General features: G+C 58.3%; 24 protein-coding genes, 1 pseudogene and 1 riboswitch. Of the genes and pseudogenes, 15 read left to right on the top strand and 10 right to left on the bottom strand.

The annotated features are described in order from the left end of the window. Positions 1-10 precede the first annotated feature (10 nt). Positions 11-922, bottom strand: coding sequence for a LysR family transcriptional regulator (locus ACCD05_RS15260; protein ID WP_413393725.1), 912 nt, complete (start codon positions 920-922; stop codon positions 11-13). Positions 923-924: 2 nt separating this feature from the next. Further along, positions 925-1,791: an acyl-CoA thioesterase gene (locus ACCD05_RS15255; RefSeq protein ID WP_413393723.1), complete on the bottom strand. Its 867-nt coding sequence runs from the start codon at positions 1,789-1,791 to the stop codon at positions 925-927. Positions 1,792-1,859: 68 nt separating this feature from the next. Beyond that, a riboswitch (cobalamin riboswitch) is annotated at positions 1,860-2,066 on the bottom strand. Positions 2,067-2,387: 321 nt separating this feature from the next. Between ACCD05_RS15255 and ACCD05_RS15250 the strand changes: the two genes are divergently transcribed. From ACCD05_RS15250 to ACCD05_RS15240, 3 genes are read left to right on the top strand one after another with little or no spacing between them, the layout of a single operon-like run. Beyond that, a complete protein-coding gene (locus ACCD05_RS15250) occupies positions 2,388-3,371 on the top strand; it encodes a DUF1852 domain-containing protein (protein ID WP_413393721.1) in 984 nt (327 codons plus the stop codon). Between the two features lie 26 nt (positions 3,372-3,397). Then, positions 3,398-4,426, top strand: coding sequence for a methionine synthase (locus ACCD05_RS15245; protein WP_413393794.1), 1,029 nt, complete (start codon positions 3,398-3,400; stop codon positions 4,424-4,426). 26 nt (positions 4,427-4,452) lie between these two features. Then, positions 4,453-4,953 carry a flavin reductase gene (locus ACCD05_RS15240; protein ID WP_413393719.1) on the top strand — a complete coding sequence of 167 codons (501 nt, stop codon included), beginning with the start codon at positions 4,453-4,455 and terminating at the stop codon, positions 4,951-4,953. A 48-nt stretch (positions 4,954-5,001) separates the two neighbouring features. Here ACCD05_RS15240 and ACCD05_RS15235 read toward each other — a convergent pair whose 3' ends face one another. From ACCD05_RS15235 to ACCD05_RS15215, 5 genes are all read right to left on the bottom strand, one after another. Then, the gene (locus ACCD05_RS15235; protein ID WP_413393718.1) at positions 5,002-6,006 is read right to left on the bottom strand and encodes a tyrosine-type recombinase/integrase; all 1,005 of its coding nucleotides are present in this window, start codon (positions 6,004-6,006) and stop codon (positions 5,002-5,004) included. Further along, the gene (locus ACCD05_RS15230; protein ID WP_413393716.1) at positions 5,999-6,967 is read right to left on the bottom strand and encodes a tyrosine-type recombinase/integrase; all 969 of its coding nucleotides are present in this window, start codon (positions 6,965-6,967) and stop codon (positions 5,999-6,001) included. Before ACCD05_RS15230 ends, ACCD05_RS15235 begins: the two co-directional genes overlap by 8 nt. Beyond that, positions 6,958-7,914, bottom strand: a complete 957-nt coding sequence (locus tag ACCD05_RS15225; RefSeq protein WP_413393715.1) for a tyrosine-type recombinase/integrase — start codon at positions 7,912-7,914, stop codon at positions 6,958-6,960. Before ACCD05_RS15225 ends, ACCD05_RS15230 begins: the two co-directional genes overlap by 10 nt. A 430-nt stretch (positions 7,915-8,344) precedes the next feature. Further along, positions 8,345-8,512, bottom strand: a complete 168-nt coding sequence (locus ACCD05_RS15220; RefSeq protein ID WP_265613349.1) for a hypothetical protein — start codon at positions 8,510-8,512, stop codon at positions 8,345-8,347. Between the two features lie 483 nt (positions 8,513-8,995). Continuing rightward, positions 8,996-9,325 (bottom strand): hypothetical protein, encoded by a 330-nt coding sequence (locus tag ACCD05_RS15215; RefSeq protein WP_413393713.1) that lies wholly within the window; start codon positions 9,323-9,325, stop codon positions 8,996-8,998. A gap of 153 nt (positions 9,326-9,478) precedes the next feature. Here ACCD05_RS15215 and dinB point away from each other — a divergent pair, with 153 nt between their 5' ends. The 4 genes from dinB to ACCD05_RS15195 all read left to right on the top strand — a co-directional run bounded on the left by dinB (position 9,479) and on the right by ACCD05_RS15195 (position 12,601). Continuing rightward, the gene (gene dinB / locus ACCD05_RS15210) at positions 9,479-10,576 is read left to right on the top strand and encodes a DNA polymerase IV (RefSeq protein WP_413393792.1); all 1,098 of its coding nucleotides are present in this window, start codon (positions 9,479-9,481) and stop codon (positions 10,574-10,576) included. Positions 10,577-10,717: 141 nt separating this feature from the next. Further along, complete coding sequence (locus tag ACCD05_RS15205; RefSeq protein WP_413393711.1) at positions 10,718-10,909, top strand: hypothetical protein; 192 nt, start codon at positions 10,718-10,720, stop codon at positions 10,907-10,909. A 351-nt stretch (positions 10,910-11,260) separates the two neighbouring features. Beyond that, positions 11,261-11,731, top strand: coding sequence for an Hsp20 family protein (locus ACCD05_RS15200; protein WP_413393709.1), 471 nt, complete (start codon positions 11,261-11,263; stop codon positions 11,729-11,731). 243 nt (positions 11,732-11,974) lie between these two features. After that, a complete protein-coding gene (locus ACCD05_RS15195) occupies positions 11,975-12,601 on the top strand; it encodes a hypothetical protein (protein ID WP_413393707.1) in 627 nt (208 codons plus the stop codon). Between the two features lie 358 nt (positions 12,602-12,959). Here the strand turns inward: ACCD05_RS15195 and ACCD05_RS15190 are convergent, their stop codons facing one another. Both ACCD05_RS15190 and ACCD05_RS15185 read right to left on the bottom strand, forming a co-directional pair. Beyond that, a complete protein-coding gene (locus ACCD05_RS15190) occupies positions 12,960-13,691 on the bottom strand; it encodes an SDR family NAD(P)-dependent oxidoreductase (protein ID WP_413393705.1) in 732 nt (243 codons plus the stop codon). 70 nt (positions 13,692-13,761) lie between these two features. Next, on the bottom strand, positions 13,762-14,397 hold the full coding sequence (locus tag ACCD05_RS15185) for a TetR/AcrR family transcriptional regulator (RefSeq protein ID WP_413393703.1): 636 nt from the start codon (positions 14,395-14,397) through the stop codon (positions 13,762-13,764). Positions 14,398-14,598: 201 nt separating this feature from the next. On the opposite strand from ACCD05_RS15185, the gene ACCD05_RS15180 reads away from it, so the two are divergent. The 4 genes and pseudogenes from ACCD05_RS15180 (at position 14,599) to ACCD05_RS15165 (ending at position 16,864) form a co-directional block, all read left to right on the top strand. Continuing rightward, complete coding sequence (locus ACCD05_RS15180) at positions 14,599-15,111, top strand: RrF2 family transcriptional regulator (protein ID WP_135856668.1); 513 nt, start codon at positions 14,599-14,601, stop codon at positions 15,109-15,111. Positions 15,112-15,122: 11 nt separating this feature from the next. After that, the gene (locus tag ACCD05_RS15175; protein WP_413393700.1) at positions 15,123-15,875 is read left to right on the top strand and encodes an SDR family oxidoreductase; all 753 of its coding nucleotides are present in this window, start codon (positions 15,123-15,125) and stop codon (positions 15,873-15,875) included. A gap of 13 nt (positions 15,876-15,888) precedes the next feature. Next, positions 15,889-16,325, top strand: a pseudogene (locus ACCD05_RS15170) (cupin domain-containing protein). Between the two features lie 92 nt (positions 16,326-16,417). Then, positions 16,418-16,864, top strand: coding sequence for a carboxymuconolactone decarboxylase family protein (locus ACCD05_RS15165; protein ID WP_306161454.1), 447 nt, complete (start codon positions 16,418-16,420; stop codon positions 16,862-16,864). A gap of 263 nt (positions 16,865-17,127) precedes the next feature. Here ACCD05_RS15165 and ACCD05_RS15160 read toward each other — a convergent pair whose 3' ends face one another. After that, the gene (locus ACCD05_RS15160) at positions 17,128-18,105 is read right to left on the bottom strand and encodes an oxidoreductase (protein WP_413393697.1); all 978 of its coding nucleotides are present in this window, start codon (positions 18,103-18,105) and stop codon (positions 17,128-17,130) included. 91 nt (positions 18,106-18,196) lie between these two features. Between ACCD05_RS15160 and ACCD05_RS15155 the strand changes: the two genes are divergently transcribed. The 4 genes from ACCD05_RS15155 (at position 18,197) to ACCD05_RS15140 (ending at position 23,701) form a co-directional block, all read left to right on the top strand. Continuing rightward, on the top strand, positions 18,197-19,138 hold the full coding sequence (locus tag ACCD05_RS15155; protein ID WP_413393695.1) for an AraC family transcriptional regulator: 942 nt from the start codon (positions 18,197-18,199) through the stop codon (positions 19,136-19,138). 447 nt (positions 19,139-19,585) lie between these two features. Further along, the gene (locus tag ACCD05_RS15150) at positions 19,586-20,839 is read left to right on the top strand and encodes an SIR2 family protein (RefSeq protein WP_413393693.1); all 1,254 of its coding nucleotides are present in this window, start codon (positions 19,586-19,588) and stop codon (positions 20,837-20,839) included. Beyond that, a complete protein-coding gene (locus ACCD05_RS15145) occupies positions 20,836-22,539 on the top strand; it encodes an ATP-binding protein (RefSeq protein WP_413393691.1) in 1,704 nt (567 codons plus the stop codon). The genes ACCD05_RS15150 and ACCD05_RS15145 overlap by 4 nt, the downstream gene beginning before the upstream one ends. A 241-nt stretch (positions 22,540-22,780) precedes the next feature. Further along, positions 22,781-23,701 carry a hypothetical protein gene (locus ACCD05_RS15140; RefSeq protein WP_413393689.1) on the top strand — a complete coding sequence of 307 codons (921 nt, stop codon included), beginning with the start codon at positions 22,781-22,783 and terminating at the stop codon, positions 23,699-23,701. The last annotated feature ends 206 nt before the right edge of the window (positions 23,702-23,907 follow it).

The raw sequence follows: 23,907 nt of genomic DNA, 5'->3' as shown, positions 1-23,907 counted from the left end.
CTCGGCGAACTTATCCGGAAGGAGAAATCACATAGGAAGCTGACGTCCGCCGCGACGTTGCGAGAAATCCGGAAATAAAATCGACGGCCTCGTCCCCGCTTCTAAGGCCGAGATGGATGCTTTTCTGGATTCCGTTCCGACCGATGCGGACGGGACGAACCCCGAGCACTGCCGCGTCCCGACGCACCAGCCAATCGGGAATGGCGCTGACACCGCGGCCGGCAGCGACGAGTTGAAGCATCATTTCCGTCGTCTCGACAGTACGGTGGTGACGCGGTCGGCAGTTGGCTGGAACCAGGAATTGCGTGAACACGTCCAGCCGCTCCGGCGGCACAGGATAGGTGAACAGCGTGTCATGGAGCAGGTCGGCAGGTTCCGCATGCGGCTTCAGCGCCAGAGGGTAATCGGCGGGAATGGCAAGAACCAGTTCGTAGTCGAACACGGGCAGATAGTGGACGCCTGGGGTCTCAATCGGATCCGGTGTGATCAGGATATCGATTTCGTAGCCTGTCAGGGCGGCGACACCGCCGAAAGCAAATGATGTGGTCAGTTCAAGGTCCACGTCCGGCCATTCTACGAGGTAGGGCTTCGTGACGCCCATCAACCATTGATGGCAGGGATGACACTCCATGCCGATCTTGAGCGAGCCTCGCTGGCCGTGGCGGTAATCCGACAGGATATCCTCCGCCCTCTCGATCTGCGGCAGAACGCGCTGCGCCAACCTCACGATATAGCGACCCGCTTCCGTTAGCCGGAGATTGCGCCCATCCTTTTCCCATACGGCCACGCCATAACGTTCTTCGAGTTTTCGGATCGTGTGGCTGAGAGCTGACTGGGAGACGTTCAACCGCTCCGCCGCAGCCGTCAAGCTGCCCAGGCGGTCGACTTCGCGAAGGATGGAGAGGTGTTGCCTGTCCAACATGGTTATAATAGCCCTTGGTTGTCGTAAGCGACATCCGTCGAAACATCATCGCGAACGGGAATTGGATGATGCTCCCTGTCGACAGCAATCATGGTGAAATGTCCGGTTGCCGTGACATGCCTTTGGCCTGTCAGAAGGTTTTCTGACCAGAGTTGCGTCTCGATGGACATGGAGGTGCGGCCGATGCGCTCGACCCGTGCCTGCGCCTCGACGATCTCGCCAACTTCGATCGCCCTTGCGAAATCGATACGCTCGGATGAAGCCAGAACCACCAGCTTGCCGGAGCAGCGCGACGCAGCGACGAATGCAGCCTTCGTCATGTAGGCGATGGCTTCGCCACCGAACATCCGGCCGACGCTGTTCGCCTGATCCGGAAAGACAATCTCGACCATGGCAATGGCATTCGTTGTATCAGGGGGGTCCGCTGCTACCACTTCGGGCAAGGCGTAACTCTGCGCGTGCTCCCCCTCCGGTATCGCGACCATGTTGAAGACGCCGCGCGTGCAGATGTGGCGCTGGCGACCGACAATGGTCTCCGCCGCCATTTCGACTTCGACGGTCAGAGAACGGCGTCCGGCCCTGACGGGCCTCGCGGAAAATTCAACGATGTTCCCGACGCGCGCGGGTTGCTTGAAGTCGATCCGTTCGCACGAGGCGGTCACGAAGGGTGTCCGACCGAACCGGGTTGCCGCGATAAAGGCAACGCGATCCATGCGCGCAAGCCCGGTGCCACCGAAGAGGGTGCCGTGATGATTGGTATCTCCGGGAAAGACGATATCAATAAGGCGGGTCACCAAGCCTTGCTGCGCGGGCCTTGCTCTCGTCATAGTCACTGTCATCGGCACTACCATCAGGTTGCGGCCGGGCACTGGTATGACGCAAAGACGACGGCACGGGAGTGCTCATCGCGAAAGCGGCACTCCGGGACACCCCGCCCGTGGACGTTATCTATCGCGGCAGGTCTCCTGGCTCGCGGGTCATTGCTCTGGTCCGTCTTCCCGAGGTTTGCCTCAGTGACATGGATGGACCTTCGCTCGCCGCTTACAGTTGCGGGGGCAGCTTCGGCTTCAGGCGGGAATGCCCTCACCGAATTCCCTCTTAGCTCCGGACCTTCGTCCTGAGAACCACGATGACGAACCAATGTCGCATGCCGCCCAAGCCGTCAAGATGTCTCGACGGGATGCGGCGGAAGCGGCGGTCTCGATGCCTTCACGCGTTGAATGCGATAAGCTTGCGGATGCCAGTGTTTCGAGCCGGCCTCTCCACCAAATCATGAACGCGGCTCATACTTCCGTGAGATAATACCAATTTTTCCCAATCGATCTCTCAGGCATAAAACGCGCATCGCCCTCCAGCGTGCGCAGCCTGACTGCGACAGAAGGAGGGCAACGAAAAATCCGGTGCATCCTGAATTGTACGCCGATCAATTCAGGATCCATCCCGAGCTTTAGGACGCCCGATCGCGATGAGTACAGATTTCAACTTCCATATTACGAAGATTTCTTTCGATGAAGACTATCGTCCCTCGGAGAACACGCGGATCACGACCAACTTCGCCAATCTGGCCAGGGGGGAGAATCGCCAGGAAAACCTGCGCAACGCCTTGCGGATGATCGACAATCGTTTCAACGCGCTGGCGCATTGGGACAACCCCAAGGGTGATCGCTATGCCGTCGAACTCGACATCATCTCGGTTGAGATGAGCATTGGTGCCGAAGGCCGCAATGATGCGTTCCCGTTGATTGAGATCCTGAAGACGAACATCGTCGATAGTAAGAGCGGTGAGCGCATCGAGGGCATCGCCGGGAACAATTTCTCCTCCTATGTGCGCGACTACGACTTCAGCGTCGTGCTGCCGGAGCACAACAGGAATAAGGCCGGGTTCAGCGCGCCAAACGATTTCGGCGATTTACATGGAAACCTGTTCAAATGCTTCCTGAACTCGGATGCCTACAAGGCGCACTTCAGCAAGCCGCCCGTCATCTGCTTGAGCGCATCGAGCAGTAAGATCTACCATCGCACTGAAAACCAGCACCCCGTGTTGGGCGCCGAATACCTGCAGAATGAATTCTCATCGACCGATGGATACTTTAGGAAGATGGGATTGCAGGTTCGCTATTTCATGCCGCCGAACTGCGTCGCGCCGCTGGCCTTCTATTTTCTCGGCGACCTGCTTGGCGACTACACCAATCTCGAGCTGATCAGCACCATCAGCACGATGGAGACATTCCAGAAGATCTACCGACCGGAGATCTACAACGCCAATTCCGCAGCAGGCGCATGCTACCAGCCGAGTCTAAGGCATCAGGACTATTCGCTTACGCGGATTGTCTACGATCGCGAAGAGCGCAGCCGACTGGCCGTCGAGCAGGGGAAGTTCGCCGAGGAGCACTTCATCAAGCCCTACAAGACCATTCTTGAGCAGTGGTCTGCGAACTACGCCGCCTGAAACACCAAAATAAAAGGTTTTCCATAATGAAAAGACTGTTGCCCACGTCGACCGCTGGCAGCCTGCCGAAACCCTCTTGGCTCGCACAGCCTGAGAAACTCTGGTCGCCGTGGAAATTGCAAGACGAGGAATTGGTCGAAGGCAAGAGGGACGCGCTGCGTCTGTCCTTGGATGATCAGCGGCAGGCAGGAATCGACATCGTCAGTGATGGCGAGCAGACGCGTCAGCACTTCGTCACGACCTTCATCGAACACCTCGATGGCGTCGATTTCGAGAAGCGCGAGACGGTCAGGATTCGTGATCGCTACGATGCGAGTGTGCCGACGGTCGTTGGTGCCGTATCGCGCCCCAAAGCAGTCTTCGTTGAAGATGCCAAGTTTCTGCGCCAGCAGACCAAGGAACCCATCAAGTGGGCACTGCCGGGTCCCATGACTATAATCGATACGCTCTTCGATGCCCATTACAAGAGCCGTGAGAAGCTGGCCTGGGAATTTGCCAAGGTCCTCAACGAGGAAGCCAGGGAGCTGGAGGCTGCCGGCGTCGACATCATCCAGTTCGACGAACCCGCATTCAACGTCTTCTTCGACGAGGTAAACGACTGGGGCGTTGCCACCCTGGAAAAGGCGATCGAAGGACTGAAGTGCGAAACAGCTGTTCATATCTGCTATGGCTACGGCATCAAGGCCAACACCGATTGGAAAAGGACCCTGGGATCGGAGTGGCGGCAATATGAGCGAACTTTCCCGAAGCTACAGAAATCCAGCATCGGCATGATCTCGCTGGAGTGCCACAATTCTCATGTTCCGATGGATCTCATCGAGCTTGTTCGAGGCAAGAAGGTGATGGTCGGGGCGATCGACGTCGCGAACGACACCATCGAGACCCCAGAGCAAGTTGCCGCGACACTGCGAAAGGCGCTTCAATTCGTTGATGCCGACAAGCTTTGCCCTTGCACCAATTGCGGCATGGCACCCCTGTCCCGGCGGGTCGCACGCGGCAAGCTGAATGCTCTCGCCGCAGGCGCGGAAATCGTCCGAAAAGAGCTCTCGGCCTAAAGTCGATCCAAAGGCAGGAGGCCGACATGAACATGGTGAACCACCGCTTCGATACTGCGGATACATCCTCCTTTCGTAGCGGCATGTCGCGCCTCGGATCGGCGGTTAACGTCGTGACTACCAGCTCTGCTGACAAGCGCTACGGTTTTACGGCCTCGGCGGTGTGTAGCGTCAGCGACACGCCGCCAACGCTTCTGGTCTGCATCAATCGGGCGATTTCGTGTTTTCATGCTTTCGAGCGTGCCGGGCATTTTTGCGTCAACACCCTGAAGCCGCATCAAGAAGACATTGCGAACGTCTTTGGCGGCAGGACGCCTGTCGAGGATCGATTTGGGTTTGGCGATTGGAGCGAAGGGCTCACCGGCGCTCCGGTCCTTTCAAACGCGTCGGTCAGCTTTGAATGCGAGATAACCAATGCTGTCGATGAGGCGACCCATCGCATCTTGTTCGGGCGGGTCATCGACATTCGTGAGAGCGAAGAAGAGGCAACGCTGTTCTACTGCATGCGTCGCTATATCCGAGTCTAGGTCCCGAAGGTCCGACCGCTCCCGGTCGGAACTCCGGGAGCGGCAACTTCAAAGCGATTGCAGGAAATGCATCAACTTGTCTGGCGGCCGGTATCGAAGGCCTGCCGCGTTAACGGGCTGAAGCCGGCTGAGCGCGTCCTCCTTCATCGCAAGGTCAGCCTCCATGTAGACATGCGTCGTGCTGATATCCTCGTGTCCGAGCCAAAGTGCGATCACGGTCAGGTCGACGCCGGACTGCAGCAGGTGCATCGCGGTGGTGTGCCGGAAGGTATGCGGCGATATCGCCTTTGCCTTGATAGATGGAACGTTTCTAGCGGCAGCATCGACGGCCAGGTCGAGGCGTTGCCTTACGCTGGAGCGGGATAGGCGCCCACCTGAACTGTTGGGAAAGAGGTAGGCATCCGTCCCGCGATCATGAAGATCCTGCATCCATCGCTTCAACGTTCGTGCGGTTTCCTTCCAGAGTGGCACGCTCCGGCGCTTCCGCCCCTTCCCATGCAGGTGGACGACCGGGGCAGTCTCCAGAATGACGCTCCCGACCTGAAGGTCGATAGCCTCGGACACCCGTGCGCCAGTGTTGTAGAGGAATGCAAACAGTGCCCGGTCACGCCGGCCAGCCCAGGTTTTGGGATCGGGCGCTTCAATGACCGCTTCGACCTCGGATCGGGTCAGGTATCCGAGCACTGGCTTGTCATGCCGTTTCTGCGGGACGGCGAGACTGCGTTCAATGACCGCCAGCGCGGTCAAATCCTCATGCGCAGCATATTTGAGGAAAACCCGGATCGCGGAAAGCCGTGCATTTCGGCTCCTGACACTATTTGCTCGATCACGCTCGAGGTGATCAAGAAAGCCCAGGATCAGATCAGCATTGAGGTCATGCAAGGCCATGTTTGTCGGAGATTTCCCGATCCTCTTTTCAGCGAAGGCCAGCAGGAGCTTGAACGTGTCCCGGTAGGCCGCGACCGTGCAGGGGCTCACCGCTCGTTGCTGCCGCAGATGATCCACGAAGAAGCGTTGCAGCAGTGTTGGAAAGGAAGGTGTGATATCAGCCATTGAAGTCACCTCCAACCTTGGCGGCACCTTCGAAACGCCTGCCGGCAATTGCCATGAGCTCGGGGACGCTCTCGATATACCAGTAGGTATCGAGCAGATTGGCGTGACCAACATAGGTAGAAAGCATCATCATCGCGGCATCGATCTCGGTTCCGCTTTGCTGCCATAAGGTAAGCCGGCGGCATATGAAGCTGTGTCGTAGATCATGAATGCGCACGAACGGGTGGCCACCGCGCGGCCTGATACCTAGCCTCTGGGTTATCCTGAACCACGCGTGCCAGACGTTCGAGTAGTTGAGCTTCTTGCCGGATAGCTCACTCATGAAGACCGGATCGACGAGCCTCGATGGAAATACCGCATTCCGTCGCTCGAAGAAGGTCTTGAGCGCGACAACAGTCGTGGGATGTAGGGCGACCAGTCTCTGGCGACCATATTTCGCTTCCCGCACCAAGATCTGCGCAGCCGTGAGGTCCAGATCTCGGATCTGTACACCTAGCGCTTCCGATATCCGCAGTCCAGTCGAGGCCAGCAGGCCGATCAGGGCGGGCATCATAAGCGTCCCGGCAGCCTGAACGCGACGAATATAGTGCGCCTCCAAGATGATCGCCGTGATCTCCTCCATCGTGAAGATATGCGGTGCGAGCCGACGCTTTGTGCGACCGAACGGATTGGTAGCCGGGAACGTGGTTCCGCCGTCCTCTGCCGCGAGAAAGGCTGCGAATGGCCTCAACACCTCAAGGCGTTTGGCCCAGGTAAAGGGGTCGGCAACTGTCGCACCGGCCTTTGCCCAGCGAAGCGCGATATCGGACGAGAGGGCCCCTTCGTGTCCGCTGTCATCGGCATATCGGGCAAAGACGATGATCTGTTTCCCCGAGATTTTGAGCTTGAAGCCAAGGCTTCGGCGATAAGCGAGGTAGGCCTCGGCACGAGACAACATCGTAGCGGACCCGGTCATGCGCATGCTCCCGGCCACGGTAGAGCGACGACCGCCAGCCTGGTCTGATCGACGCGAGCATAGCCCGCGGTTGTCACCACGCTCCTGTGCCGCATGATGTCCGCGACCTGCTTCAGAGGCACGGCGCCGTTCACTAGACGGCTCGCAATGGTGTGGCGGAAGATATGTACTCGCGTGCAGTCCCAGCCCAACCGCTCGTAGACTGCATACACCGATCGCTGGACCGCGCGCGGCGTAATCGGCTCTCCAAACGGCGCAACATGCCGGACGAAGACCTCACGGCGCGGGGTGGACTGCCGCTCGTGGAGGATGTAGTCAGCGATCGCTTCACCGGTCGGGAATGGAAGCGGCATGGGATCTGATCGACGCGACTTGGAGCGCACCCAGATCAGGCCTTTCTCCCAATCGATGTCATCGAGCGTCAACCGGGTTACCTCGATCGACCGCATCCCGAGGTCTGCGAGGCATCTGACGATGGCATGAACTCTCTTCCGGGTTCGGCCGATTTCTGCCGAGACCTCCAGCAATCGCTCCAGTTCCGCTGGGCTGAAGCCCGTTTGCAGCTTCGCCGGCGTTTTCATCGCTGGCGCTGGGATGGCTTTCTTCAGCTGACGGACATCGTCGCCCAGGAGCGTGCGATATCGGAGATAGCATCTGATCGATACCGCATAGTTGCGAATGGTGGCAGGCTTCCATTCGCGACCTGCGAGAACGAACTTGCGAATGTGCGAGGACGTGAGGTCGGCCATATCGACACGGCCATCTCTCACACACCCGACCAGAAGCCTCCGGACCATATCGCGATGTTTGCGGCGGGTCCCTGCGGAGAAACCCCAGACCTTCTCGAGCATTGTGTCAAACGCTTGGACTTCACGATCGATAGCTGTGAGGTTCATCGGCGGGATAAGACGCAGCGCCCTCATTTTGACGGCGAGGTTCAAGGCGCGACGCATGGCCTCCACCTCCGTGCGCATTCTCCATATGCATGAGCATGAGCATCCTGTTGCGTGATCCGCCAGGAAGCTTTCGACGTGGTCAGTGGTAAAGCTGTCCATAGCGACACCACGGTCGGCTAGCCAATAGCCAAAGTGCAGAACGACCGCGGTATATTTGCGCCTGCGCCTGACGTCTAAATTTCGGCGCTCGCATTGATCGTGGACCATTCGAGCGAGCGGCGAAAGAATATTATCGGGGTCTTCGGTTCGAAGACGGAGGTGGAGTGGGGTCGGCAATCGCGTTCTCCTTTGCTGAGTTGCGATTGCAAGGTTGCCTTCGCTCCGATGCCTGACGCTGAGGATCGAAAGCTCAGCGAGCCGATTATGTAGAGCTGGAACTCGGAAATGCGCTGCAAAGCAGGGCGATCGAGCCTGAGGTGACCATAAGTCACCACGGCTCATATTCATGCACGATCTCCAGATCGTCTTCGTCATCGAGTTCGTCGCTCGGAAGAACGCCGAACTCGTCGCCCGACCTGAAGAGTGTGACCGGAACCATGAGGGTGCGGGAAAGCTGGAAGGCGTGGTTCTGCGCAAGAGAAAGATCGGTGTTCATCTGAGGCTCCATCTTTGGAGCGGGCCATTCCCGCTCGATGGCTCCCGTCAGTGTCCGGGACCAGTCGCGATCACCGCGAAGGCAAAGCCGAAGCGGCCGCAGCTTGCTAGCGGACCCCGTCAGTGGGTTGATCGACGGAGATCCGGGGCCGGACCAGGAAGCCATCCATCAAGAGCGGGATTGGGACGCCTCCATAGGCCGCCTCCGACGAACAGCGATCATGCTAATGCAGTCTGTCGCGTCCGGGACAGCTGGTGATCTCTTTCTGCAAAAGCACCGACTATTTGTAGCTACGACCGAACCGGCCGTGCCTCACCTGAGTTCAACTAGCCATCGCGGTGGACGTGTGAGCATCGATCGAAGTTGCCTTCTTCGCCGGCAGTCTTCAACTTGTTGGGCACGAGTCAACGTAGTTCCATGCAAAGGACAGCAGACTGTTTAGATGGGGCAGCTTAACTGCCGCCGTGTAAGGCCTCGTCTGGCCTAAGAGCCTAACCCGCTTGGTCGACGTCCCGAAACCCGCATCGCATCCAGATCGCCGAAGCTGCGCTGGACGGCGGCAATCTTCGAGGCCGCAATGTCGGCCGACACCTCGATTTCACCTTCCAAAGGTGCATCGGTCCGCGCATCGTCATTGTTTCCGACGTCGCCGCCTGACGGTGCGTATCCCGCAGAGTTTTCAGAAGCGACCGGCTGCACGAAAATGTCCGACCGGGAAATCCCATGCTGCTGCACAAGATGTTCAATCGCAAGGTCCGCGGCCTCGCGGGTCTTGAACGTCGCGCGGATGGTTGTGGTGCTGTCATCAGACATGAGGTTCTCCCTGCGTTTTAGTCATCGCGTACCAAACGTCGGTCGGGTCTCGTGGTTTCGGTCGAGATCGAAAACTCCACCTCATCGGGTTGGATTCGTCCCGCCCGTCTGCTATGTTCTCTCTTTGTTTTCACCTGCGTTGAACGACCCCCCATGAACGTCACGGCCGCACCACAAGCCCGCAAGATCATCCATGTCGACATGGATGCTTTCTACGCGTCGGTCGAACAGCGCGACAATCCGGAGCTGCGCGGCAAGCCTCTCGCTGTCGGCGGGGCTGCTGCTCGTGGTGTGGTTGCTGCGGCAAGCTACGAAGCACGCGAGTTTGGTGTTCGGTCGGCGATGCCCTCGGTGACGGCGGCTCGCAAGTGCCCGGAGCTGATTTTTGTGAAGCCGCGGTTCGAAGTCTATCGGGCTGTCTCGCAACAGATCCGAGATATTTTCGCAGAATATACGCCGCTGATCGAACCGCTGTCGCTTGACGAAGCCTATCTCGACGTGACGGAAAATCTCAAAGAGATGCCAATCGCCACCGAGATCGCGCTGGAGATCCGTGCGAAGATCAAGGCCGTCACCGGTCTCAATGCATCGGCTGGTATTTCCTATAACAAGTTCCTGGCCAAGATGGCGTCGGACCTCAACAAGCCGAACGGCCAGGCTGTCATCACTCCGAAGAACGGGCCGGATTTCGTTGAAGGGCTGGCGGTCAAGAAGTTTCACGGTGTCGGTCCAGCCACCGCCGAGAAGATGCATCGCCTCGGCATCGAAACAGGAGCCGACCTGAAAACGAAATCGCTGGAGTTCCTGACCGAGAACTTCGGCAAATCCGGGCCTTACTTTTATGGCATCGCTCGCGGCATAGATGAGCGTCCTGTCCGGCCCGACCGGATCCGGAAGTCGGTGGGCGCGGAGGATACGTTTGTCGACGACATCGACGATCTCGCTCTCGCCACCACCGAGCTAAAACCGTTAGCGGAGAAAGTCTGGTCGTATTGTCAGGCAAAATCGATCAGCGGCAAGACGGTAACCGTGAAAATCAAGTATTCGGACTTCACACAGGCGACACGAAGCAGGACGGGCACGTTTCCTGTCACGGGCATTGCCGAGATCATGGAGGCGGCATCGACGCTGCTTGCCACCGTCTATCCGTTCAAGCGCCCGGTCCGCCTGCTTGGCGTGACGCTCTCCTCACTGACCAACGATCAGACAGGACATGACGAGGAACAACCGCAGCTCGATCTGGCTTTGTAGCCGAGAACAACGAGAGGATCGATCAGGATTTCCGAAAGCCATTCACCCAGAGTTCGCGTCATCGATCTTGAGACCGGCGGCAATGGCCCGAACGACGTCTGCGAAATAGGTTGGCAGGATGTAGTTCTGGGTGACGACGGCATGTGGCGTGTTACCGAGGAGCGTGGAGCACTGCTGGTCAATCCCGGACGGCCGATGACGTCGGATACGATTGCCGTGCATCATATTCTTGATCGCCAGGTTGCTGACGCACCATTCTGGAAGGAAATCGCCGCAAGCGTGCTCCGGCCACCCGGCCGCCTCGACGCGCTTGCGGCGCACCGCGCCGGTTAAGGGCATACCAGCCGGAGCGGGATCCGCGAAGGCAGTTCGCCTCTCGCAAGACCGGTTAAAGGGTTGCCGCAGGAGGTTTAGCATAGCGACGGCATATGTCGGAAACCGGGACCGACAGCCCCCGGCGCGCGGGCCCGCATCAAAAGCTCGCATCATTTCGCCCAAGCTGTCATCGCATCCGATGACAGCGAACGACTTACCTTGAGCTCTAAGAATTTTTTTGGAGCACCCTCTTGAAGCTCGATTTTCTCGAAACCAGATCATTTTCGTCAGTCGCCGACAGGGGCTGGCAGAACCGGGGACGCGAGTTTCCGCGTCTTCATTCCATCTCGCTTTACGGAGGATTTGGTTATGAAAAACGATCTTGATTTTGCGCCGCTCTATCGCTCCAGCGTCGGCTTCGACCGCGTGTTCAATCTCTTGAACAACGCGCAGCGCCTGCAGGCGATCGACACGTGGCCACCCTATGACATCGTCAAGACAACTGAAAACGACTACCGGATCGAAATGGCAGTCGCAGGCTTTGGCGATTCCGATCTCGACATCACGCAGGAACGCAATGTCCTTGTCGTGAAAGGCCAGAAGGCCGAAGCCAAGGATGGCGAATACCTGCATCGCGGGATCGCCGGTCGCTCGTTCGAGCGTCGCTTCGAACTGGCGGATCATGTGAAGGTGGAAGATGCTTCGCTGGTGAACGGCCTTCTGCGCATTCTGTTGAAGCGTGAGATCCCCGAAGCCATGAAGCCACGCAAGATTGCGATCGGCACGTCGGCCGGACAGACGGCGCCGTTGCAGATTGAAGCGGAACGCCAGGTGGCTTGAAGGGCTCGCCATGAAGAAGCGTTCTGTCAAAAACTTCGTGGTGGAAATTCGTAAACGCCGAGGACCCAAGCTTAGGGTTGGCGACGGAAACCCTATCGCCCGCGCGCTTGAGAAAATCAGGGCTCAAGCCATCCTTCAGCCTTCCAGATGAATACAGCAGGGAGCGCTGCGGCGCTCCCTGCATCGCTTTGCACCGAGATCGGCTTCATTGACCGCCGTTATCGATCGCACCATCTAGGTGGCATGGCAAAACGCGAGAAGAACGACATCGAACTGATCAAGACGTGGACCTTGTCGGCGGCGGTCACCATGGGGTCATCCGTCCGCGCAAAAGGTCTTCTTCAGGAGATCCGGGCACGCCTTCCGGCAAGCTCCAAAAAAGCGATCTCACTTAAAGGTGTCGACTTGGTTTTGGCGATGCCAGCAGATGAGAAGCCCGCCTTCAATGCCGCGGTATCGGGCGTCTCCGAGGCGGTGGAAGAAGCGCCGTCCCTCCCCGTCATCCCGCGTGAGATCCAGGACATCCTCGGAATGAAAACGAGCGAGCGGCATCGCTGGCTTGGGGACGGTCGTCTTCGGAGCGCCGGGACGAGAACCGTCAGACTCGCAGGACGCGCCCGCCAAATCACTTTCCATGTCTTCGATCCGAAGGCTGTCGAGGATCTCCTTGATCGTGGTGTCATCGACGAGTGGCGGGTTGAGGATGCTGAGGCGAAGGCGGAGAAGAGAGCGAAGGCGGCGTATCAGAGGAAAGTCACGCGGCTGTCGACAAAGAAGAAGCAGGCGAAAAAGCCCGACGACGGCACCCAAGATCCCGCCTCGAGCCTGCAGGGCTGGGACGATTTCGACCTCGACGGGCTGCTGCGGTGATCAAGACGAGCGATATCCCGGCACGTGATGAGGAATTCGATCTTCACTGACAAGGCAAGCCGATGGATGCGCGCGATGAAGAGCCACATGTTTATCCGGCCTCAGGAAGCCGCGTCGGGGCGCGATTGATGTAATCGACCAAGGCACGAGCCGCAGCGTATGTTTTTACGGTATCCTCTACCATGATGAGGGACAAATGATCGATGCCCTCCTGGACTAAGTGGAACTGGCGAATTGCATTGCGATAAACCAAAGATTACCTGCCGGTACGTTTTGCCCAGCAGACTCTTGCAGGAGGAATGATACGGGAGTGGTTGACAGGGCCGCTGCGAGCGGCCCTGTCCCTGGAGCGTTGACTTTATAGCGTCCAGCCCCCGTCGATCGTCAGGCTCGAACCGGTCATGAAGGAAGTGTCGGGACCTGTGAGATAGGACACCATTCCGGCAATCTCCTTGGGATCGGCAACACGCTTCAACGGGCTGCGGTCAGACAACATCTCAATGGCACCGGCGTTCATGTCCGTGTCCGTCGGACCTGGCTGGATGTTGTTGACGGTGATGCGCCGCGGAGCGAGATCAAGTGCCAAGCCTTTCACCATCGCGGCGACCGCAGCCTTGGAGAACTGGTAGACGCTTGCGCCCGCCATTCCGGTCCGTTCTGCCGTGTTCGACCCGATCGTGATAATGCGGCCGCCATCCTTCATGTGGGGCACTGCGGACTGGATGGACAGGAAAACGCCCCGAATATTGATGTCGATCATCAGATCCAGTTCTTCGAGACTAACCGCATCCACTGTGTTGAGGCGCAAAATTCCTGCATTGACGACGACAGCGTCGATCAGTCCGAAGACATCGACCGTCTTTGCCACCGCCCCACGAATGGCGTCAGCATCTGCGCTGTCGGCTTGGATGGCCAAGGCGCGGCGCCCGCTCTTCTCGGTTTCGGCAACCAGCGCCTGTGCGCTGTCCGGTCGCGAAACATATGTGAAGGCGACATCGTACCCGTCTTTTGCAAGTCTTTCGACTGCAGCGGCGCCGATGCCACGGGCACCTCCAAACACGAGGGCGGTCTTGCGTTCTTCGATTGTCATGGGATTTTCCTTTCTTGACAGATCAGTCCATAATTAGGCAAATAAAATTCCTCCATCTGTGGAGGCCGCGTTAAGGCTTTAGGCGCTGCGTTGCAAAACGTGCCATCGCCTTCAGATCAGAAGCGTTTGCGCCGCCGCGCGCAGCCACTTGCAGGCCGGTCATCGTCATCTGAATGAATGAAGCAGTTTCTTTAGCGTCGAGAGCCGGATTGATTTCTCCCGAACGCTGGCCCTCCGACACTCTCTCAAATATACGTCGACCGAGTGAAGCACTTGCATCGCCGCGGCGCGCATTGAGTTCGGGGTCGGTCACACCAAACTCGCCGACGGATCCCACCCCCATGCATCCCAGTGTTCGCTCGCAATCGTCTTCCGACACAAGACCGACAAGCAGATCCTCGATGCCCCGTATAGGCGATGCCGGGGCGCTTAGCCTCTTGACGTGGCCAGTGTTTGTCCGCTGCTGATAGGTATCCAGCGCCTCCAGGTAAAGTGTACGCTTATCGCCGAAGGCGCCGTAGAGGCTTTGTCTGCCGATGCCCATCGCCTCACGCAGATCATCGGTAGAGGTCGCGGCAAATCCCTTCGCCCAGAAAACCCTGAGTGCTTTCTCTAACGCTGCGTCTCGGTCGAATTCTCTCGGTCTGGCCATGCGAACGACATAGCAATTATGGACAGATCGGTCAATAATAAGTTTTCCCACCATGCGGCAGCGATGCCCCCCGGGCGCTGGTAGAATGTCTTCCGCCGTTGACGGGGAAAGCCCGAGCCTCCTGACTATGGCCAGGCACCCGGCCGTCGAGACCCGTACCGATCTCATATTCGGAATTTCGAGCGGACCACGTGATCGGGAATTGACAACTTCTTATATCGTAGATATTTTGTATCCATGATTAGGAGATGCAAGATGAAACTAAGCGAAGGCGTGGAGCAGGCCATTCACTGCACGGCATTCCTTGCGGGGTTATCGGAAGACGGCGTACTGTCGGCTGCGGCACTCGCCGAACTGCACGGCGTTTCGACAAGCTATCTTTTGAAGCATCTGCAGGCGCTGTCCGGTGCGGGGATCGTCGCGACGACGCCGGGACCGAAGGGCGGCTACCGGCTGGCAAAGGCGCCGAAGAACATCAGCCTGCTCGACATCGTCCTCGCCGTTGAAGGACCGGCGCCAGCTTTCCGCTGCGCCGAGATCCGGCAGCGGGGGCCAAACCCTCTGCCGCAGCGCTACTTCACCAAACCCTGCCAGATCAACGCCGCGATGCTGAAGGCCGAGAAGGCCTATCGCGCAGAACTCGCCAAGGTGTCCGTCGCGGACCTTCTGGCGGACCTTGGTGCAGACGACGACGGCGGGATCGCCGCGCGCGGATGCGCCTTCCTCGAACTCCACGAACGCAAGACGGGCAATCGTGCCTCGTCATAGGAGAACGCAACATGAGTAAGATGAAGAAGGTCGTCGTCATGGGCGGCACGGGCCTGATCGGCTCGAAGGCAGTGAAGCTGCTGCAGAACGCCGGCCACGAGGCCGTCGTCGCAAGCTCTCGCAACGGGATTAATGCCTATACGGGAGAAGGACTGGAAGAAGCCCTCGCAGGAGCGGACGCCGTCATCGACGTGTCGAACATGATGTCCTTCGACAAAGCCGTCATTACCGAATTCTTTGGAACGTCGAGCCGCAATCTAACGAGCGCAGAAAAGGCCGCAGGCGTGCGCCACCACGTTGTTCTGTCGATCGTGAATGCCGATCAGCTCGCCGCCAATCCTTACATGGCAGGCAAGCTGGCGCAGGAGGAGGCCGTCGCGACCTCGGGCCAGGCCTTCACGGTCGTTCGGGCGACACAGTTCCACGAATTCACGGAGACGCTGGTGGGCGCGTACTCGGCCGACGGCGCGGTCAAAGTGCCGGATACAGACTTCCAGCCGATCGCGGCCGACGACGTCGCCGCCGCTTTGGTGGAAGCCGCGCTCGGGGAGCCGAAGAACGCATCCGTCGATCTTGCCGGGCCCGAACGGGCACTGTTCGAATCCTTCATCCGGACCTATCTCGATGCCAAGAGCGACGCTCGTCCGGTCAACGCCGACGCCGCCGTCGACTACTTCGGCGCTTCCGTTGTCGCCGGCTCGCTGGTTCCCGGCGGAGACTACATCAAGGGTGCGATCACGATCGCCGAGTGGCTCAGAACATAGGAGGGAAACAATCATGAAGACCATCCTCCATGCCGCTTTAGCCCTTGCGGTCTCTCTGGCCACAGCTTCCGCTCATGACGTCGCCAAGCCTGGACTTGCATATGACACGAAGGACGCGAAGGTGACGCTGGTTTACGAGCATCCCTCCCGGACGTTCCCGGCAAGAGCGTGAAGGGCGTCCTCGTCGAGTACGGCCCCGGCGGCTACAGTTCCGCTCATACGCATGCAAAATCCGCCTTGATCTATGCGACGGTTCTCGAAGGCGCCATCCTAAGCGCCGTGAACGGTGGCGAGACGAAGACCTTCATCGCCGGGCAGAACTTCACCGAGCTGCCGGGCGACCGCCACGACGTCAGCGCCAACGCCAGCAAGACCGAGCCGGCGAAGCTGCTTGCCGTCTTCGTCGTCGATACCGATGACACCGCCTTGACGACACCGCGAAAGCCATAGCGCTACCTACCAGACCTACCCCCTCACCTAGCACAAGCAACGACGGCTTCTCCGGCGAACGGAGAACCGTGTCCACGAGAAAGGAAAACCAGATGTCCCGTATGAATTGGTCCGAAGTCGCCCCCGACGGCGCAAAGGCGCTCTTCGGCGTCCATCACTACGTCACCAAGAAAACGAACCTGCCAGAAGAGTTGATTCATCTCGTCTTCCTGCGCGTGTCGCAGATCAACGGCTGCGCCCATTGCATCGACATGCATAGTCGCGATCTGCGCAAGACGATGTCCGTCGATAAGATCACGCTTGTTCCTGTCTGGGATGAGGTGCCTCACCTGTTTAGCGACCAGGAACGAGCAGCACTGGCCTGGGCTGAAGAGGTCACAAATGTCAGCCAGACCCACGCCTCGGACGAGGCCTATGCCGCCGCAGCCGCAGCTTTCGAACCGAAGGACCTCGTCGATCTGACGATCACGATCGCCGCGATGAACGCGTTCAATCGTCTCGGGGCCCCATTCCGGCTTCCGGTTGCAGCCAAGGCGTGATCGCGTTAGCAGTGCACCGCATAGGCACCTCCCTGCCGGGCCGTCGAGGTCCGACAGGGTGTTTCGACCTGCAGATGCGATCATCCCGCTCGCCATCTCTCAGACACGGACGGCATTATCCGGATCGAACACTTCAGAGTGTTTATGAAGGTGAGCGGCTGATTTAACCCTGCATGAAACCGACTGACCACGATGTAGCAGGCGTTCAACTGCCCGAAGGCCTGCCTGACAACACCGCAAATCACTCGTGTGCCGATATGCGCTCAGCCTCGACGATCACCCACTGACAGGCCGGTCAAATGCTCAGAAAGTAGCCAGAGCCGTTCAGCAGCCTGTGGATCCATGGCCCAAGGCGCCACACCTCTGGTCCCATCCGTCTCCGTCTGCGGCAGGGCGACTTCGCAATCTTCGCAGTAAACGCCGCCGACACCGTCGAGTTCGGGCCGCGTTGCTGCCCAGACGCTTGTTGCTGCCCCTTGTTCCGGGGTCTTGAGATCGCGGGATGGATCGACCCGGCGATTACCATTCTCGTCATAGACATCAAAGGAATTGATCTCGTCTTCGCTGAGATGGCGGGCGAGGTCGGTCAGGATGACGCCGGGGTGCAACGAAAATGCCCGCACGCCAAGCGCGGCTCCGCGGCGATCAAGTTCCAGCGCGAACAATGCATTTGCCGTCTTCGCCTGACCATAGGCCTGCCACTTGTCATAAGGGCGAGCCTTGAAATCAATGTCGTCGAAATCGACTGGACCGATTTGATGGCCGCGCGATGACACAGAGACCACCCGCGCGTTGCCAGCCTTGACCAGCGCAGGCCACAGGCCTGCAACCAACCGGAAATGGCCGAGATGATTGGTGGCAAACTGGCTCTCGTGCCCAGCCTGATCCCGGGCAAGCGGCGTCGCCATGATGCCGGCGCTGTTGACCAGGATTGAGATCGGCATGCCCGCCGCAACGATCCTGTCAACAAAGGCGGCAACCGATGCGGGATCCGCAAGATCCATTGCTTCGATAACAACATTGTCGATACCGGCAAGTGTGCGTTCGGCCTTTTCGCGATTGCGAGCCGGTACGATGACACGAGCGCCGGCACCAGCGAGCGCCCGCGTCGTCTCGACGCCGAGACCGGAATAGCCGCCCGTGACAATCGCCGTCTTGCCGGAAAGGTCAATACCCTCGGTAACCTCGCGTGCCGTGCTGGATGCGCTGAAACGTGATCCAATAGGTTTCTGTTCGGACATGTTGTTACTCCTTCATTTGTGACTCTGGTGTCCGTCCCCTATATCGGGTAGTTTCTCGGAGCCCCCAGCCTGCAGGATCCGGATTTCTGTCGTGATCGTCCAAAACATCCAGGATCCCCTGTCCGACGTGCTTAGTTCCATCGATGCGCGCGCGCTGTTCTCCGTGCGTTTTGCAGCCGGAGGCGCGTGGTCTGTTGCTTTTCCACCACCGGGCTACCTCAAGTTCAATGCAGTCCGTGAAGGCGTCGCCTGGCTGATCTCGGAGGGAGACGCACCCTTGCGCATTGAAGCCGGCGACTGTCTTGTGGTCAGCGGCAAGGCGTTTACGCTTTGCAGCGATCCCAACGCGAAGCCGATAGCGGCGGCAGAGGTATTCGCTGGGGGCAATCTCGATGTCTCAGTGGGCGATGGTCGGGATTTCGTGCTCCTCGGCGGCAGCGTCAACCTCGATACGGTCGATGGCTCACTCCTCACCGACGCCCTGCCGCCAATTGTAGTGATTGAGCACGAAGAGGCCGGACCGATTGGCTGGCTGCTCGAACAGTTGGACCTGGAGTGGAACAGCGCAGCACCGGGCGCCCGCGTCGCCTGCAACGACCTGCTGCGGCTGGTGTTTATCCATGTACTACGTGCTTACATGGCACGCCAGACAGCCCAGCATCCCGGCTGGCTCGCCGGCCTTGCGGATGCCCGTCTGGCGCCAGCACTGCGGGCCATCCACGCCGATCCATCGCGCCGCTGGACGGTAGAGGCGCTGGCGTCACTTGCCGGCCAGTCCCGCTCCGGATTTGCCGAAAGATTTCGCGCCACCGTCGGAGCATCGCCGATCGACTATCTCGCGAACTGGAGGATGCGGCTTGCCGCCGCCCGGCTGCGGCGTGGCAACGAGCCACTGCCACGGATTGCACAATCGCTCGGCTATGGGTCTGATAGCGCGTTTGCCGCCAGCTTCCGCCGCGCCGTTGGCCAATCACCCGCGCGTTATCGTGCACTGTATCGCGACTCAATGCACAGTGGGGCGATCAACTCTTGACTGCCGCTTGGCCACTTGGCTGAACGAGTGCGCCGGGAGATGCAGAATTTCAGCACGTCATCACTGTTTGCGACCGCTTTCAATTTGGACCCACTCCGCATCATACGCCTTGAATGGAATCGAACCCACGACCTGCGGTCCAGGTCACTGTTCGGCGTATCAACCCCCAAATCTCAGCCGGTACGGTCGCGACGACGCGGTGGACGATTATACTATATGGCAACCGAGCGCATCCGCTCTGAGCATACGCTGTTTCGGCATGACTTTGTTCTCTTAACCTGCGTACCGATCATAGAAAAATATCAACGTCTCTCGACCGGGAAATCCCGCAAAACTATCAGCACATGCTTACACGATGTATTTTGACGTGTAGTCTGCGGCAATGCTCTGATGACGGGATAGCGCGTGTCGTATGGGAGGGGACATTCATTGGGATACTGGGACGTCTTGCTGGCATCTGCCGATAACATGCGCCTGTTCAATCCAGTCAAGGGCTGGGTTCAGTTCGCCGATCAAGTCGACGGCGATGGCAAGACTCTCAGCTTCGGCGCGAACCGCGATATTGATCTCGCTTTGAGCGTGGCGATGAACGCCTCGAACCTGATGGTCCTGACCGGGGCCGGCGCATCATTCTGTGCAAAAAATCCCGCACAGGGCGCACCTACTGCGCCCGGCATGAGTGACCTCTGGACCGCCGTCGAAGCCGCCGCCACGAAGGAGACCTTCCAGGAAGTCATCGATCTCATTCCCAAGGCCAAAGCGACCGACACCAACATCGAAAAACTGCTGACTCAATGCAAAATCTACGTCGAGCTCTTCAACAATGAGAGCAGTAAGAAAATTCAGACCTTCATTGAAACCGCCGAAAAGGCGATCTCCAAGCGCGTCAGCTTCGTCAGCAACGATACGGACATCAAGGCGCACGGCGCGATCATCCGCAAGATCGCACGACGCGGTGTCCGTAAACCGCGCGCAAAGTTTTTCACGACCAATTACGATCTGTGCTTTGAATACGCGGCACGGGCGCAGCGTTTCACCATCATTGATGGCTTTTCCCATGCGATGCCGCAAATCTACGATCGCGGCCATTTCTCGCACGACATCGTCCGCCGCGAGAATGCCAAGGAGGGGCCTGATTATATCGAGAACGTCTTCCATCTCTACAAACTACACGGCTCTATCGACTGGAAGCGTCGCGGTGCCGACATTGTGCGGGCAGAGGGTTCTGAGCCGCCGCTACTGATCTTTCCGCGCGACAGCAAATACCAGGAAGCGTTCGAGCCGCCTTATCTCGACATGATGGGCGCGTTTCAAAGCTCGCTGCGCGAACCCGATACCGCCCTCATTGTCTCCGGCTTCGGCTTCAATGATGACCACCTGAGCAAGCCAGTGATGGCCGCGCTGGAGGCCAATATGAGCCTCAAGCTGATCGTGTGTGATGTGGCCTTTCTCAGAGACGATGTCTTGGAGAAAGGCGATCATACGATCGCCGTGGAAAGCCCGGTGCGCGAGCATGCCAGCGGCTATTTCGAAAGGTTCAAACACCTGGCGCGGATTGGCGACCAGCGTATCACGCTGCTCAGCGGCCGCTTTGAGGACTTGGCCCTCGCCATACCCGATCTCGTCGCCCAGACAGAACGCGAACGCCATCTTGACCGTATGCAAGTCGCGCGGGGCTTCGGCGATGGGGTACAGTCGTGATCAAACACAGCCTTGTTGATCCGGATCGCTACGTCGGCACGATTTCTGTCGTGACGGCGTCAACGGTGCAAGTGAACTTGCCTTACGCCACCGCCCGGCCGGAGCGCCGTGCCCTTGCGCGCGGCGCAGTCGGCGACTTCGTGTTCGTGGACTGCGAGCTGGTCAAGCTCCTTGGAAGATTGGTCGAAGTCAAACTACCCGACGCAGAGCGACTGACTGTCGAGCCGACTCTGGGCACGCAGCCCGAACCTCACCCGGTCGGCAGGGTGCAACTGCTGGCCTCGGTAGATCAGCGACAGAACAAACTCATGCGCGGCATCCGCCACCATCCTCGCGTCGGCGATGCTGTCTACCTGGCTGATCCATCCATGTTCGGCGAACTGATGGCAAATTCACTGGTGGCGAGCGGCGCGAGCGCCCTCGACATCGGCACGCTCGATGCGGGCAGCGGCGTGCATTTGCGCCTGCCGCCTGAAAAGCTCTTCGGCCGCCACTGCGGCGTATTCGGCGCGACGGGCGGCGGCAAGAGCTGGACCTTAGCCACCATCCTCCAGCAGATCAAAGCCGCTGGCGGTAAATGTATTCTCTTCGATCCCACCGGTGAATTTGCAGAGATCCCCGCCATATCGGCGCACTATGCCTTCGACAACGAAGAAGCCGGCAGCCAGCAGGTCCATTTCCCCTACCAGTTCATGACGGAAGACGACCTGTTCGCCCTGTTTCGCCCATCGGGACAAAGCCAGGGGCCTAAACTCCGCGAAGCGATCAAGAGTCTGAAGCTTGTCAAGAAAAGTGGGGGACAGCTTGAAGGCGTGGCGATCTATGAAAAGAAGCTGCTCACGAAAAGGCAAAAGGACCGCCGCCCGTTTCTGAAAGCTTTGGAACTTCACAGCGACGTCATTCACAGCCCGCTTTGCCAGTTCGACATCGAAAATCTTCCCGATCAGGTGCAGCAGGAATGCGTTCAGCCGACGAATTGGGACAACCCGAGCCACTGGGGTAACGTCCATGAACAAGCAGTAGGCTACTGCGAAAGCCTGATCGCGCGCATGCGCACGTTGATCCATTCCCCTGAGCTTGAATGCCTATTCGGCAAGGGCGGACAGTCCTTGGTCGCGGTTCTGGAATCGTTTTTCGCCTCAGAAGACCGGGATATACTCCGCATTTCATTTAAAAACGTCCGGTTCGAGCACAACTCGCGCGAAATCCTTATGAATGTCATCGGGCGCTTTCTCTTGGCCCGCGCCCGGCAGAACACCTTTCGCGACAAGCCGATGATCACGCTGCTGGATGAGGCCCATCAATTCCTGGGGCGAACCATTGGCGACGAATATGCCAGCGTGAAACTTGAAGCGTTTGGGCTTATCGCCAAAGAAGGGCGCAAATACGGACTGACCACGATCCTTGCCACACAGCGCCCCCGCGATATTCCGGCCGATGTTCTCAGCCAACTTGGCACACTGGTTGTGCATCGCCTGACCAACGAAGAAGATCGCAGTGCGGTCGAGAAAGCCTGCGGCGATCTTGATCGCAACGCCGCTCTGTTTATCCCGACTCTCGCGCCTGGCGAAGCCATAATCGTCGGGCCAGACCTTCCCGCGCCGGTGCCTGTTTTGATTCACGAGCCCCCGTCGCCGCCCGATTCCAAAGGCCCAAAATACACGTCGTATTGGGCCAGTCGTCAGCCCAGGGCGGACTAAGAGCGATGGGGTGAAAGCATGCTTACAAATCTCAATCACCCAAAGAAGATGCGGAAGACCGCGCCTGCTGTCCAGGAAGCGAATCATCTCAACACGCCCAATCGGCCTGGGCGAAATGCCGCAGAGCGAACATTTACCAATGAGATCAAAAAGCAAAGTGATGCTACCTAAGGCCGATAATCTTCCATTGCACGCAACCGTCCTTCATGTAGATTAACTATACTGAATATTGGGGGAAGTCTTGCCGTCAACAACAATTATTTGGAATCCCGATGACTGGGAGATATTTGCGCTTGGCCTCCTGAATTGTCGGCATGGCGTCTTAAACGTTCACAAGGTGCCCGCCAAAGATCAGGGCGACCTTGGTATCGACTATTACTGCAACAAAGATAGCGTCGCATATCAGTGTTACGCGGTAGAAGAGCCGATCGGAGTCGCTGAACGCGCGAAGAAGCAAAAAGATAAGATCACCAGGGATCTGGGTAAGCTCCAAAAAAACAACGTTATTGTATCGAAACTCTTCCTCGGCGCGCCGATAAAGAGATGGGTCTTGCTCAGCCCATTACACGATAGCAAGGACGTCAACATACACTGCGCGAACAAGACGACAGAGCTCCGATCGAAAGCACTGCCTTATCTCGACACTGACTTTGAGGTCCTTATTCATGATCAAGCATTTTTCGGCGCTGACGCCCTAACGCTGAATGCGGCGCAACTATCGTTGATCAAACTCAGCATTCCGAATCCGACAAATCCGCAGATTAGCTCTTGGGAGAAGGAGGAGGGGTCACAAGATTTGCTGTCAACGGCTCGCACGAAGCTCGCGAAGCGTACAACTCCTCAAAAGCTTGAAGATGCGGTTGCGGACGCTACTCGTTATCATCTGCAGGGCGCGGCGCTTATGAGTGCGCTTCGTTCTCAGGCACCAGAGTTACATGACAATCTTGCCACGGTGATTGCAAGCCGGAGGCGCCATTTAGAGTTTGCCGGCCCCACTGCGGTTTCGGCCAGTGGCATCCTGAACGACGAGATTGTGAACCTGAAGGAAGCAATCAAGGGTGCGGCGCCAAACCTATCGCCCGAGAACGTCGATCAGCTAGTGTTTGGAACCGTCTCAGAATGGATAATGCGATGCCCATTGGATTTCCCAGATGTCCCGTGAAAGCCCTTTCTTAGACATCCTTAATACATCCAAGTTCACGTTCACCGTCCGCCCAGAGCCTGTCGCCGGCGACTTGCGGATGGCTTGGGGGATGGCGATACTACTCCTAAGTGTATTTTACAGTCGAGGGAAAAAGGCGAGTTTTCAGAAACTCCAATTTCTCGCTCATAATGTGCGACTCGAGGAGGGTCGAGAGGAGGCACTAG

The sequence above is a fragment of the Rhizobium sp. Rhizsp42 genome (assembly GCF_047304155.1).
GTDB lineage: Bacteria > Pseudomonadota > Alphaproteobacteria > Rhizobiales > Rhizobiaceae > Rhizobium.
The sequence above is the reverse complement of the archived record's forward strand: the minus strand, read 5'-3'. Positions and strand labels throughout refer to the sequence as shown.